Genomic DNA, 12,816 nt, shown 5'->3' with positions numbered 1-12,816 from the left:
GAACTGCCGATGACGTCGTCCCATACCGCCGCGCCTTCGCTTGAAAGCATCGTGAAGTCGGCCCTTCATCGGTCCTGGTGGCTATTGCTGCTACGCGGGATCATCGCCATCGCCTTTGGCGTCGCGACCTTCGTCTGGCCGCAGATCAGCCTGCTGAGCCTGATCCTCGTCTATGGAATCTACGCCCTGGCGGACGGGATTCTGGCCCTGATCGCCGCCATTCGCGGCGGCGGCATCGCCCCGCGCTGGTGGCTGGCGTTGGGCGGGGTGGTCAGCATTCTGGCCGGGATAGTGGCTTTCGTCTGGCCCGGACTGACGGCTCTGGTCCTGGTCTATCTGATCGGCTTCTGGTCGATCATGCGCGGCGTGCTGGAGATCGTCGGCGCTATCCGCCTGAGGAAAGAAATCGCCAACGAGTGGACCCTGATCGCGGCGGGGGTCCTGTCGGTGATCTTCGGCCTGATCCTCGTCTTCGCGCCCGGCAGCGGGGCCATGGGCCTGCTGTGGCTGATCGCGGCCTGGGCCATCCTGTTCGGCGGCCTGCTGATCTTCCTGGCCTTCCGGGTCAGGACGCTGGCGAAGGCGTAAAGCGCGCGTTGCGAGCGGCGACGCGGGCGCGGATCTCGCCGCGCGTCCGCTCCAGCTCGGCCGCGTCGATCAGACGACCGCGCAGCACCACGTCGGCGATGCGTCGCGTAGCGCTGACGTCGGCCAGCGGGTCGGCGTCCAGCACCAGCAGATCGGCCGACTTGCCCGCCGCCACGGCGCCATAGCGCTCGCCCTGATTGAGGAAGCGCGGCCCGTCCACGACCGAGCCCATCAGGGCCTCGCGCGGCGTCAGGCCCAGCTTCACATAGAGCTCCAGCTCGTCGTGCAGCGAGAAGCCCGGATAGTTGAACGAGTTGAGGAAGCCCGCATCCGTCCCGGTCAGGATGGTCACGCCCGCGTCGCGCAGCATGGGCAGGGTCCGTGCGGTGACATCCTTGACGAAGTGGCGGTCGGCCACCTGTTGCGGCGTGGCCTGGGCCGCGCGCTGGACGCGCCAGTCATAGGTGGCCCGAATGCCCGGCCCGATATAGGCCAGGCCGTCGTCGTGCGAATGGTCGTCCAGATCGAGGTTCGCCAGCGTGGTCGAGCCATAGAGGGTCGGCGACACCGCCGTGCCCAGTTCCCGCAAGCGCGCATAGACCCGCCGCGCCGTCTCGACATCAAAGGTGTCGGCGTAGCGCCGCATGGTCTGGGCGTAGGTGAACTTGCCCGCCAGATAGTCGGCGGCGATGGCCGCCTCATCCTTGGAGCCGGCCTTCATGGCATAGTCGAGGTGTTCGATCGACGACAGGCCCGCCTCGGCGGCCTCCAGCACGGTGATGCTGGCCGGAATGTGGGCCGAGGTCTTCATGCCCCGCTTCTTCGCCTCGCGCACGGCGTAGAGGAAGAGCTCGGGCTTCAGGGTGTTGTCGGTGATCTTGACGAAGTCGACGCGCAGGGCCTGAAGGCGATCCAGAGCCGCATCGACGTCGGCCTCGCTGCCGGTCTCGATCACGCCCTTCCAGACCGGGGCTATGCCCTCGATCTTGGGGCCGGAGGTGAAGATACGCGGACTGTCCGGCGTCGGCGGCGCGTCGCGCCAGTCCAGCACCTGCTGCGCCAGATCGCCCGCCGCGTCACGCACCGCAACCACGCCGTTCACGACATAGAGCGGCATCAGCTCGGAGTTCTCGCCGATCAGGGCCTCGCCGCCGCCGAAGTGGACGTGCATATCCCACAGACCGGGCATGACGTAGCGGTCGCCCAGGTCCGTCGTCCGCGTCGCGCGATAGCGGCTGGCCTCGCCTTCCGGCCGGACGGCGACGATGTCCCCGCCGCGCACGGCCACCAGTTGATCGCGCGTCGTCGTCCCCTTCTCGACATCGACCACCGTGGCCGAAGTCAGCAGCAGGTCGACCGTCTCGACCGGGGTTTCAACGGCCCCCAGCGGCGCCGTGGCGCAGGCGGACAGGAGGGCGGCGGCGGCGACGATCAGGAAGGTGCGCATGGCCATCCGCTATAAGCCCCTCCGCACGCCCGGCAAGCCAATCAGGGATAGCGGCGTTTCATCTCGTCGTGGCTGGCGACGCAGAGATCGCGCAGCACGCCCATGTCCACCTGATCCAGACGCTTGATGTAGAGGCAGGCCACGCTGGTCGTGTGCGGCCCCAGCCGCGCCAGCAGGGCTTCGGTCTGCGGCGTCGCGGCCAGATAGAGGGTCAGGGCCGCCTTGCGCGGCGAGAAGCCCATGCGCGGCCAGTCGGCGCTCTTGCCGTTGGCGGTGACGTTGGCGTAGCGGCCAAAGCCGACGATGGACGGCCCCCACAGGACGGGCGCCTCGCCGGTGATTTCGGACATCAGGGCGCAGACGGTTCGGGCGTCCTCGCGCCGTCGCACCGGTTCGACCGCCGCCAGGAAATCCTCGACCGACGCGTCGGTGGGCTTGGTCTTGGGTTCAGACACGGGGTTCAGACACGGGGCGCCTCCACGGCTTCGATGGCCAGGCCCGGCGCCGTCGAACAGCCGGCCAGGGTCCAGTCGCCCTGACTGCGCATCCGCCGCCAGGCCCCGGCGGGGGCCGCGATCTGCGGTTGATCCGGACCGAGCACCAGCGGTCTCAGCCCCTGATCCGTGACCAGTTCCAGCGTCAGCGGCGCCCCCATGTAGAAGGCCCATATCTCGGTCGTCTCGACCGGACGCCAGTCGTCGGCGTCCTCCGCCGTCAGCAGCCGATAGGCGGTCGCCGCCTCGGAGCCGCAGGCCGCCAGCCCCGGATCGCGCGCCATGGGCCGAAAATGCCCGCCCTCGGGATGGGGGCTCAGCGACAGGTTGGCGATGATCTCGTCCGCGCTGAACACGATCTCCCCCTCCTCCGTCATGGCCGCCCCGCTGCTGGTTTCAGGGCCTTGATGGCGCTGTTCGCGGCGGGACTCAACGGTGCAGGCGAACCCGCCTCACAGCGCCTTCACGATCCCCTCGACCATCTTCTTGGCGTCGGCGAACAGCATCATGGTGTTATCGCGGAAGAAGAGTTCGTTCTCGACGCCGGCGTAGCCTGCCGCCATGCCGCGTTTGATGAAGAGGACAGTGCCCGCCTTCTCCACGTCCAGCACCGGCATGCCGTAAATGGGCGATTGCGGATCGGTCTTGGCGGCGGGGTTGGTGACGTCATTGGCGCCGATGACGAAGGCCACGTCGGCGGAGCTGAACTCGGAGTTGATGTCCTCCAGCTCGAACACCTCGTCATAGGGGACGTTGGCCTCGGCCAGCAGGACGTTCATGTGGCCCGGCATCCGGCCCGCGACGGGGTGGATGGCGTATTTCACCTCGACGCCTTCTTCCTTCAGCTTGTCGGCCATTTCGCGCAGGGCGTGCTGGGCCTGGGCCACTGCCATGCCGTAGCCCGGGACGATGATGACCTTGGAGGCGTTCTTCATGATGAAGGCGGCGTCCTCGGCCGAGCCCTGCTTGACGGGGCGGGTCTCGACCGCGCCCGCGCCGCCGGCCGCCGCCGCATCCCCGCCGCCGAAGCCGCCCAGGATGACGCTGATGAAGCTGCGGTTCATGCCCTTGCACATGATGTAGCTGAGGATAGCGCCCGACGACCCGACCAGGGCGCCGGTGATGATCAGGGCGATGTTCTCGAGCGTGAAGCCCAGAGCCGCCGCGGCCCAGCCGGAATAGGAGTTCAGCATCGACACCACCACCGGCATATCTGCGCCGCCGATGGGGATGATCAGGGTCGCGCCCAGAATGAGCGCAATGGCGAAGACGCCCCAGAAGGCCCAGATGGCCGTGCCGCCGGTGCCGATCAGCACGCCGATAAGGAAGACCAGCGCCAGGGCCAGGCCGATGTTGATCAGGTGGCGCGCCGGCAGCAGGATCGGCGAACCGCTCATCCGGCCGTCCAACTTGGCGAAGGCGATGACCGAGCCGGTGAAGGTAATGGCCCCGATGGCCACGCCCAGCGACAGCTCGACGATCGACAGGGTCTTGATGCCGCCGCCGGCCGTCATGATGCCGAAGGCGTCAGGCGCATAGACCGCGCCGACCGCCACCAGACAGGCGGCCAGACCGACCAGGGAGTGGAAGGCCGCCACCAGCTGCGGCATGGCCGTCATCGGCACCCGCTTGGCGATCAGCGCGCCTGCGCCCCCGCCGACCACGACGCCGCCGCCGATCAGGGCCAGGGTCATCAGGTCCAGCGCGCCGGACGTGCCTAGCGTCAGCAGGGTCACGCCGACGGCCAGACCCATGCCGATCATGCCGAGCGTATTGCCTCGACGGCTGGTCTCCGGGCTGGACAAGCCCCTGAGCGAGAGGATGAACAGGACCCCCGCGGCCAGATAGGCCAGCGCGGCTATGGATGCGTTCATCAGATCCCCTCCCCCAGGGTCATGTCAGTCGGTCATTTCAGATCAGAAGACGTTGACGACAGCCGGCGTCGCAGCGTCACGCGTGCCAGCCGAGGTGGCCACGCCGTTCTTGACCACGGCGACGCCCACGCCGCCCTCGCCGCCCGTCTTGGTCACGCGGCAGCTGCCGTTGTCGCTGGGCAGACGGCCGGCCATGTGGCCCGTGCCCGTGTGGTTGATGCGGTTCATGTGGATGCCGCGAATGGTGACCGGCGCGAACTGGCATTGCAGCGCCCAGCTGGCGCCCTGCGGCGCGGCCACGGACCAGTGCAGGCCGCCATAGGGGTTCTGGCCCACTTCTTCGGTCTTCTGAGCCGAGGCGGCGCCGGAGACGGCGACGGCGGCGGTCAGGGCGGCGGCGAAAATCAGGGTGGTCTTCATAATAGTTACTCTCAGCGTTTGGTCAGGCCTTGGGTGCGGGACAGTCGCCACAGCGCGGCGGCGATGAACAGCGGCCCCAGGAATATCATGGCCCAGTCGAAGACGGTCATCTCGCGGTTCTGGATGACGATCCGCGTCAGCACGGCGGCGAAGACCAGCACCACGCCGCAGTCCTGAAACCGCAGCTTGCCGATGGGGTCTTTCACCCGCACCCAGCTCCAGATCCACAGGGCCACGCCCAGACCGGTGACGGCCCAGGAGACATAGAAGGCGAACAGAACAGGCGAAAAAATCACGAAGCCTTGGGCCTTTCCTTCTTCTTGTACATGGCCAGCATCCGTCGCGTGACCATGAAGCCGCCGAAGATGTTGACGCTGGCGAGCGTCACCGCCGCCACGCCCGCGCCCTTGGCGATCCAGGCGTTCGGACCAGCCGCCTCGGGACTGAGCGCCGCCGCAGCGATCAGGCCGCCGACGATGATGACGCTGGAAATTGCGTTGGTCACGGCCATCAGCGGCGTGTGCAGCGCCGGCGTCACGCTCCACACCACATAATAACCGACAAAGATCGCCAGCACGAAGATGGCCAGCCGGAAGATCGTGGGATCGACGTGTTCCATGGTCAGCTTTGCCTCACCTTGAATTCCAACTGCTCCAATCGACGATCAACTCGCGCCACCAGCAACAGACCAGTCGCGAGCGCGATCGAAAGGGCAGCGGGCATGATCGCCCCAACCAACATATTCATCCAAACATAGGCAGGCGGCGGGGTGCCTGCACTCAAAGCGCCGAACGGCAGGTTCCCCACGGCCAAAAGCGAACCACCAACGCCGATCAGGTAGGCTGTGATCGTCGCGATCAAGCGAAGCGCATTCATCCCTTCACGCCCTCATGCACCACGGCCCCGCCGTGCGTCACGACGGCGGCCTTGAGGATTTCGTCTTCCAGATCCAGCGTCACGACGCCGTCCTTGAGCATCAACCCGACGAAGGCCGTCAGGTTGCGCGCATAGAGGGCGCTGGCGTCGGCTGCGATCCGGCCCGGCAGGTTGGTGTAGCCGACGATGGAGGCGCCGTTCGCCGTGGTCACGACCTCGCCCGCCTTGGCGCCGGCGACATTGCCGCCCGCCTCGACCGCCAGATCGATCAGGACCGAACCCGGCTTCATCGAGGCCACCTGTTCGGCGCTGACCAGCACCGGCGCCGCGCGACCGGGGATCAGGGCCGTGGTGATGACGATGTCCTGCTTCCTGATGTGTTCGCCGGTCAGGACGGCCTGCTTGGCCTGGTATTCCGGCGACATCGGCTTGGCGTAGCCGCCAGCGGTCTGCGCGTTCTTGAACTCTTCGTCCTCGACGGCCAGGAATTTGGCGCCGAGGCTTTCGACCTGTTCCTTGGTGGCCGGGCGCACGTCGGTGGCGGTGACGACCGCGCCCAGACGCCGGGCCGTGGCGATGGCCTGCAAGCCCGCGACGCCGACGCCCATGACGAAGACCTTGGCCGGGGCGACCGTGCCCGCCGCCGTCATCATCATCGGGAAGCCCTTGCCAAAGGCGTAGGCCGCCTCGATCACCGCGCGGTAGCCGGCCAGATTGGCCTGGGACGACAGCACGTCCATGACCTGGGCGCGGGTGATGCGCGGCACGAATTCCATGGCGAAGGCGGTGACGTTGGCGCCTTTCAGCGCCTCGACCGTGTCCTTCTCGCGATAGGCGTCCAGCATGGCGATGACGATGGCGCCGGGCTTGAGCGCGCTGGTTTCCTGCGCCGTCGGGCCGCGCACCTTCAGCACGATGTCGGCGCCCTCCAGCACCGCGCGGGTGTCGGGCTTCACCGTGGCCCCGGCCTCGGCGTAGTCGGCGTCGGGAATGGACGAGCCGAGGCCCGTCCCGGCCTCGACCGAGACGGTCGCGCCCAGGGCGATCAGCTTCTTCACCGTCTCCGGCGTTACAGCGCAACGCGTTTCGCCTTCACGGCGTTCGCGGGTCACGGCGATGGCGACAGCCAAGCGAATCCCTCCCAAGTCCCCCAGAGCCCGAACGTTAGGACGAAGCAGAAGGGCGCGTCAAAGTCCGAATTGCTGCACTTGCGTAATTTTATTGCCCAAATAGCGCTAACAGGCGCTCAGCAAGGCAAGTTCGTGCCCGCGCTTACGCTGCGATGCAAAAGAAAAGCCCGCCGAGCACGCGGCTCGACGGGCTGATCCCCAGGTCGTAACGCCGCAGACGCGGCGCAAACCTCAGTGCGCGGGCTTGGAGCGCAGGGCGAAGAAGCCCGCCACGAAAACCACCACGCCGCTGATCGCGCCGGCCAGGAAGCCCGCGCCCACGGCGAACCACACCGTCAGCAGCACCAGGAGCGCCGCGGTCGCCAGCGAGCCCCACTTGGCCAGGAAGAGGAACAGATGCCAGGTCGAGACCTGCTCCGAGATTTCCATCGCGCCATGCACATAGGCGTGTTCGGCGTTGTCTGCGTGCTGGTCGGCCATTCAGGTCTTCCGAAAAAGAGTCAGGATTTCGACGGCTCTTATAGCGACGCCCGCGCGCGGCTCAAGCCCGCGCAGCGCATGGCGACATTCCGCACCGCCTCTCCGGCTCTGGCCAAAGGGTTTCAGCGCCGCACCCCTTCGCGGCTTCCATGGCAGAGGTCCGGGTGACGAGGCATGCGGCCTCGCCCCGCCGCGCAGGCGCGGCAGGTCGAGAGGGCTGGACGGGGCGCCGGGCCTTCGCCCGGAGACAGATGAGTAGTACCGTTTCGACGAAGACCGACGCCCCGCGCGAAGAGTTGGACATGAGCTCGGGGCAGGCGCCGCTGTTCGCGGCTACTCCCGGCGCCCATGACGGGCAGGCTGCACCGGGGGATGGCGGCGCTCAATCCCTTGCAGTTTCAGGGATTGGCGGGGCTGGATGTGAAGGCTGCCCCTTTTTACCGCTCATCCCGGCGAAGGCCGGGATGAGCGGGTTTGGGGGAGGCAGCGAGACCCCTCATCCGACCCGCTACGCGGGCCACCTTCTCCCGCAAGGGGAGAAGGAAGGATGGGGTGAGCACTTTCCCTTCTCGCCTTCACAGTCCACCCTGCCGGCCAAGCGCAAGGGGCCACGCCATGACCGACCCGTTCCACGACCAGACCGGACGCGCCTCGCTGGGCGGGACGAAGGGGCTGGCGGTCGCGCGACTGGGGATCGGTCTGGTGCAGGGGCTGCTGCTCTATGGCCTCTATCGCAGCATGGCGACGCACGACGCCTTGACCTGGCCCGCGACCAACCCGCCGCTGTTTGCGGCCCTGGTCCTGGCCTGCGCCTTTACGCCCGTCATGCTGCTGGCGGGGGTGGGACGGTTGTCGGTCAAGGCGCTGGCGCTCTGGGGCGTGGTCGCCGCAGCGGTTCTGGCCCTGCTGGGCTGGCATGACGCCGCGCAACAGACGAGCGACTATTTCCGCCCGCCCTATCTGCGTTTCCCGGTCGTGGCCTTCAGCGCCTCCGCGCTGTTCATCGCCCACCATCTGATCGTCCCGGCGGCGGCAAGCCGCCGCTGGATCGCTGACTTCGACGACTATTTCGACACGGCGTGGAAGGCCGGGGTGCAGTTGGCCCTGTCGCTGGGCTTCACCGGCGCCTTCTGGCTGCTGCTGTTCCTGGGCGCGGCTCTGTTCCGCATCATCGGCCTCAGCTTCCTGTCCGACCTGATCGGCGAGGAGTGGTTCGCCATCCCCGTCACCTGTCTGGTCTTCGCCGTCGCCGTGCAACTGACCGACGTGCGGGCGGGCCTGATCCGGGGCGTGCGGACCGTGGCCCTGATGCTGCTGTCCTGGCTGCTGCTGGTCATCACCGTGTTGGTGGCGGGCTTCCTTGCGGCCCTGCCCTTCACCGGACTGGACGGGTTGTGGAAGACGGGCAGCGCCACGGCTCTGGTGCTGTCGGCGGCCGCCGCCCTGATCATCCTGATCAACACCGCCTATCAGGACGGACGCGAGGACAACCTGCCGCCCGTGGTGTTGCGCGTCGCCGTGCGGGTCGCCGCCGTCCTGCTGACGCCGCTGATCCTGATCGCGATCTGGGGCTTAAGCCTTCGCATCGGCCAGCACGGCCTGACGCCGGACCGGATCATCGCCTCGGCCTGCGCCCTGGTCGGGGTGGTCTATGCGGCAGGTTACGGCTGGGCGGCGCTTTGTCCCTTCTGGAAGAAGACGGCGTGGATGAAGCCGCTGGAGCGGACCAATGTCGCCGCCGCCGTCCTGACCGTCGCCGTCATCCTGGCCCTGTTCAGCCCCCTGCTGGACCCCGCCCGCCTGTCGGTCGGGGATCAGGTCGCCCGGCTGAAGCGCGGCGCCGTCAGCGCGGCGCAGTTCGACTACGCCTTCCTGCGCTTTGAGGCGGGCAAGACTGGTCAGGCGGCCCTGGCCGATCTGGCCAGGTCGTCAGACGCCGAGGTCGCGCGCCGGGCCAAGGCGGCGCAGGCGAGCAAGGACCGCTACGCCCTGAAACAGACTGACGAGTCCATTCCGCCCCGCACGCCGCGCATCAGCGCCTGGCCCGTCGAGGCCGCCCTGCCCGCCGGGTTCGTGACCCCGGTGCGTCCCAACGACCCCCGCTATGGCTGTCAGGACCCCATCGACTGCGTGGCCACCGCCCGCGATCTGAACGGCGACAGCAAGGTCGAGGTCCTGCTGGCCGACAGCTACCGCATCGCCCTGTTCGCGAAAGGGACTGACGGCGCCTGGACGCATCAGGGCGACTATCGCGTCGCCTACTGCGGTTCCGGCCCCGCCAATGTGCGCGACCTGCTGAAGGACCCGCAGACGGCGCCGGTCGCGCCGGTCTGGCCCGACCTGTCGACCGCACGCGGCCTGGGTCGATTCCAGCCCGAACAGGACTGCCCGTCACCCGTCGCCGTTAACCCCTGACTCAGGTCTCCGAAACCCGATCTTCACCCCCTGTGGTCTAGGGTGAGCTGGAAACGAGCCGATCCCGAGCAACGAGGACGGCCGTTACGGTGATGTTTTAGGGTGTGTTTCACATGGCCAAGACCGTTCTGGTCGTCGACGATGATCCCACGCAGCGCCGCCTGATTCAGGCGGTGCTCGACCGCGAAGGCTATGCCGTCGTCCACGCCGAGAGCGGGGGCGAGGCCATCGACCGCCTGACCAAGGGCGGCGGCGCCGACGTGGTTCTGCTGGATCTCGTCATGCCGGGCCTTTCGGGGCTGGAGACCCTGGCGGAGATCCGCACGGCGGGCGTTCCCACGCCCGTCATCGTTTTAACAGCTAACGGCGGCATCGAGACCGTGGTCAAGGCCATGCAGGCCGGGGCCCAGGACTTCTTCGTCAAGCCGGTCGGGCCGGAGCGCCTGCTGATCGGGGTGCGCAACGCCCTGCAGCTGACCCAGCTGTCGGCCGAGATCGGCCGCCTGAAGAAACACGTCTCGGGCCGGACCTCGTTCGACGACATCGTCGGCGACAGCCCGCCGATGCGCATGGTCAAGGCTCTGGGCGCGCGCGCCGCCAAGTCCGGCATCCCGGTGCTGATCACCGGCGAAAGCGGCGTCGGTAAAGAAGTCATCGCCCGCGCCCTGCACGGTGCCTCGGACCGGGCCGGCAAGCCCTTCGTGGCCGTCAACTGCGGCGCCCTGCCCGCCAACCTGGTCGAGTCGATCCTGTTCGGTCACGAGAAGGGCAGCTTCACCGGCGCCACCGACAAGCACGCCGGCAAGTTCATGGAGGCCAACGGCGGCACCCTGTTCCTGGACGAGATCGGCGAACTGCCGCTGGACATGCAGGTCAAGCTGCTGCGCGCCCTGCAGGAAGGCGAGATCGACCCGGTCGGATCGAAGCGCGCCGTCAAGGTCGACGTCCGCATCGTCTCGGCCACCAATCGCGACCCGGCCCAGCAGGTCAAGGAAGGCGCCTTCCGCGAGGACCTCTTCTATCGCCTGAACGTCTTCCCCATCGAGGCCCCGGCCCTGCGCGAACGGCGCGAGGACATCCCGGCCCTGGTCGAGCATTTCATCGCCCGCTTCAACGTCGAGGAAGGCAAGCGCGTCGCCGGCTGCGCCGTCGAGACCATGGCCCTGCTGCAGGCCTTCGACTGGCCCGGCAACGTGCGCCAGCTGGAAAACTCGATCTATCGCGCCCTGGTGCTGGCCGATTCGCCGCTGTTGCAGCCGCACGACTTCCCGGCCATCTCGGGCGTCGCCATGCCGCTGACGTCTGGCGCCGCCATCTCGCATGACCGCGCCGAGACGCCGCACAGCGACGACCAGGCCGAAGCCCAGCCCGACAGCCCGGTCCGCATCATCGACGCCCGCGGCCACCTGCGCACGCTGGAAGAGATCGAACGCGACCTGATCCAGCACGCCATCGAGGTCTATTCCGGCCACATGAGCGAGATCGCCCGACGCCTCGGCATCGGCCGCTCGACCCTGTACCGCAAGGTCCGCGAACAGGGGCTGGAAGAGCAGCTGAAGGAAGCGGGCTGAGGCGATCTCAGCCCGCCTCTGCCCCATAGCGGTTCGGTCCTGACGCCCCCCTCAAGGCCAGCAGGACGATCAGCCCGATCAGGCTGATGATGTAGAGCATATTGTTGGCGAACAGCAGGAAGAAGGGGCCGAGCGCGGCCTCCTCCGACTGCATGAGCCGCTCGATCACCCAGGGAAACAGGGTCGAGGCGATCGCGGCAAACACCAGCGGCGGCAGCCCCCACCACCCGGCCCGCCCCGTGTCGTGCAATCGTCGCGTCACCGCCGCAGCCAGCAGGATCGCAGCCGCGACAAACACCAGCCGTACCGCCCAGAAAAGAGGCCCTAGATCCAGCATCGGCATGGAGGCGGGATCATGGATCTCGACTGAATATTGCCCCGGCCCCGTGACCACCGTCGCCTTGTCGGGATGTTCAGCGGCAAAGCGCGCCGCCTCGCCAAACATGGTCGCCATGGTCGGGATCATGGCCAGCATCAAGCCCACATAGAGCAGCACGACCACCACCAGCGCATAGGGCCAGAATCGCCCGCGCCGATCACGACCGCTGAAATCAGCCAACCGCCGAAAACCGTCCAGAATCGCCGTCATCATTCCCACCCCTTGTCTCGCCCCGCGACCAGTCCGCAGCGCGCCCCTGGGTGGAAGCTATGCCATTCGTTGCTCTGCGTCGCCAGGCCGACGGAACCGAAGCCGTTCCAGCCTCGTATCTTCTTCAGGCTGCTCGCAGGCCAAGAGGTCCGACCATCATGGATTCCGTTTTCCGACTTGAGAACGATGTCGCCATCGTGACCGGCGGGGCCGCCGGGATCGGGCGCGGCATCGCCGAGACCTTTGCTCAGGCAGGGGCCGCCGTGGTCGTCACCGACCTGAATAAGGACGGCGCTGATGAGGTGGCGGCGGCCATCGTCGCTGCGGGCGGACGGGCCATCGCCCTGGAATGCAACGTCACCGACGAGGCCCATCGACAGGCCGCCGTGGACGCCGCCATCAAGGCCTTCGGCAAGGTGACGATCCTGGCCAACAACGCGGGCGGCGGCGGGCCCAAGCCCTTCGACATGCCGATGAGCGATTTCGAATGGGCCTTCCAGCTCAACGTCTTCGCCATGTTCCGCTTCATGCAGATCGTCGCGCCCCACATGGAGGCGGCGGGCGGCGGGGCGATCCTCAACATTTCCTCGATGGCCGGCGAGAACAAGAACAGCCGCATGGCCTCCTATGGAGCGTCCAAGGCGGCGGTCAATCATCTGACCCGCAACGTCGCCTTCGACCTGGGCCCCAAGGGCATCCGGGTCAACGCCATCGCGCCGGGGGCCATCAAGACCCACGCCCTGTCCACCGTCCTGACGCCCGAGATCGAGGCGGCCATGCTGAAGCACACGCCGCTGGGCCGTCTGGGCCAGCCGCAGGACATCGCCAACGCCGCCCTCTTCCTGTGCTCGCCCGCCGCCGCCTGGATCAGCGGCCAGGTTCTGACCGTCTCGGGCGGCGGGGTTCAGGAACTGGACTGAAGCCGTGCTAGA

15 protein-coding genes are annotated in these 12,816 nt (G+C 67.6%); 4 read left to right on the top strand and 11 right to left on the bottom strand.

Annotated elements, in window-relative coordinates; all coding sequences use genetic code 11:
- Window positions 1-9: 9 nt before the first annotated feature.
- Window positions 10-588, top strand: a complete 579-nt coding sequence (locus P0Y52_03010; protein WEK58526.1) for an HdeD family acid-resistance protein — start codon at window positions 10-12, stop codon at window positions 586-588.
- On the opposite strand, the gene P0Y52_03005 is transcribed toward P0Y52_03010, so the two are convergent.
- The 10 genes from P0Y52_03005 to P0Y52_02960 all read right to left on the bottom strand — a co-directional run bounded on the left by P0Y52_03005 (window position 566) and on the right by P0Y52_02960 (window position 7,309).
- Window positions 566-2,041 (bottom strand): amidohydrolase family protein, encoded by a 1,476-nt coding sequence (locus tag P0Y52_03005; GenBank protein ID WEK58525.1) that lies wholly within the window; start codon window positions 2,039-2,041, stop codon window positions 566-568. The two genes, P0Y52_03010 and P0Y52_03005, sit on opposite strands and share 23 nt — an antisense overlap.
- 35 nt (window positions 2,042-2,076) lie before the next feature.
- Window positions 2,077-2,490, bottom strand: coding sequence for a DUF1801 domain-containing protein (locus tag P0Y52_03000; GenBank protein WEK58524.1), 414 nt, complete (start codon window positions 2,488-2,490; stop codon window positions 2,077-2,079).
- Between the two features lie 5 nt (window positions 2,491-2,495).
- A complete protein-coding gene (locus tag P0Y52_02995; GenBank protein WEK58523.1) occupies window positions 2,496-2,906 on the bottom strand; it encodes a cupin domain-containing protein in 411 nt (136 codons plus the stop codon).
- Window positions 2,907-2,981: 75 nt separating this feature from the next.
- Window positions 2,982-4,403, bottom strand: coding sequence for an NAD(P)(+) transhydrogenase (Re/Si-specific) subunit beta (locus P0Y52_02990; GenBank protein ID WEK58522.1), 1,422 nt, complete (start codon window positions 4,401-4,403; stop codon window positions 2,982-2,984).
- 42 nt (window positions 4,404-4,445) lie between these two features.
- Window positions 4,446-4,823 carry a hypothetical protein gene (locus P0Y52_02985; protein ID WEK58521.1) on the bottom strand — a complete coding sequence of 126 codons (378 nt, stop codon included), beginning with the start codon at window positions 4,821-4,823 and terminating at the stop codon, window positions 4,446-4,448.
- 11 nt (window positions 4,824-4,834) lie between these two features.
- The gene (locus P0Y52_02980; GenBank protein ID WEK58520.1) at window positions 4,835-5,119 is read right to left on the bottom strand and encodes a hypothetical protein; all 285 of its coding nucleotides are present in this window, start codon (window positions 5,117-5,119) and stop codon (window positions 4,835-4,837) included.
- Window positions 5,116-5,442, bottom strand: coding sequence for an NAD(P) transhydrogenase subunit alpha (locus P0Y52_02975; protein WEK58519.1), 327 nt, complete (start codon window positions 5,440-5,442; stop codon window positions 5,116-5,118). The genes P0Y52_02980 and P0Y52_02975 overlap by 4 nt, the downstream gene beginning before the upstream one ends.
- A gap of 2 nt (window positions 5,443-5,444) precedes the next feature.
- Entirely contained in the window at window positions 5,445-5,684 is a 240-nt protein-coding gene (locus P0Y52_02970) for a hypothetical protein (protein WEK58518.1), read from the bottom strand.
- 11 nt (window positions 5,685-5,695) lie between these two features.
- Window positions 5,696-6,829: a Re/Si-specific NAD(P)(+) transhydrogenase subunit alpha gene (locus P0Y52_02965; protein WEK58517.1), complete on the bottom strand. Its 1,134-nt coding sequence runs from the start codon at window positions 6,827-6,829 to the stop codon at window positions 5,696-5,698.
- A 231-nt stretch (window positions 6,830-7,060) separates the two neighbouring features.
- Window positions 7,061-7,309 carry an aa3-type cytochrome c oxidase subunit IV gene (locus P0Y52_02960; protein ID WEK58516.1) on the bottom strand — a complete coding sequence of 83 codons (249 nt, stop codon included), beginning with the start codon at window positions 7,307-7,309 and terminating at the stop codon, window positions 7,061-7,063.
- A 615-nt stretch (window positions 7,310-7,924) separates the two neighbouring features.
- Between P0Y52_02960 and P0Y52_02955 the strand changes: the two genes are divergently transcribed.
- Together P0Y52_02955 and P0Y52_02950 are read left to right on the top strand one after the other, a co-directional pair.
- Window positions 7,925-9,724, top strand: a complete 1,800-nt coding sequence (locus P0Y52_02955; GenBank protein ID WEK58515.1) for a DUF4153 domain-containing protein — start codon at window positions 7,925-7,927, stop codon at window positions 9,722-9,724.
- A gap of 113 nt (window positions 9,725-9,837) precedes the next feature.
- Window positions 9,838-11,295 (top strand): sigma-54 dependent transcriptional regulator, encoded by a 1,458-nt coding sequence (locus P0Y52_02950; protein ID WEK58514.1) that lies wholly within the window; start codon window positions 9,838-9,840, stop codon window positions 11,293-11,295.
- A 7-nt stretch (window positions 11,296-11,302) separates the two neighbouring features.
- Here the strand turns inward: P0Y52_02950 and P0Y52_02945 are convergent, their stop codons facing one another.
- On the bottom strand, window positions 11,303-11,887 hold the full coding sequence (locus tag P0Y52_02945; GenBank protein WEK58513.1) for a DUF805 domain-containing protein: 585 nt from the start codon (window positions 11,885-11,887) through the stop codon (window positions 11,303-11,305).
- A gap of 155 nt (window positions 11,888-12,042) precedes the next feature.
- Here P0Y52_02945 and hdhA point away from each other — a divergent pair, with 155 nt between their 5' ends.
- Complete coding sequence (gene hdhA, locus P0Y52_02940) at window positions 12,043-12,804, top strand: 7-alpha-hydroxysteroid dehydrogenase (GenBank protein ID WEK58512.1); 762 nt, start codon at window positions 12,043-12,045, stop codon at window positions 12,802-12,804.
- The last annotated feature ends 12 nt before the right edge of the window (window positions 12,805-12,816 follow it).

This window comes from Candidatus Brevundimonas phytovorans, assembly GCA_029203145.1.
In the GTDB taxonomy this organism is placed as follows: domain Bacteria; phylum Pseudomonadota; class Alphaproteobacteria; order Caulobacterales; family Caulobacteraceae; genus Brevundimonas; species Brevundimonas phytovorans.
This window is presented reverse-complemented; position numbering and strand designations above follow the sequence as displayed.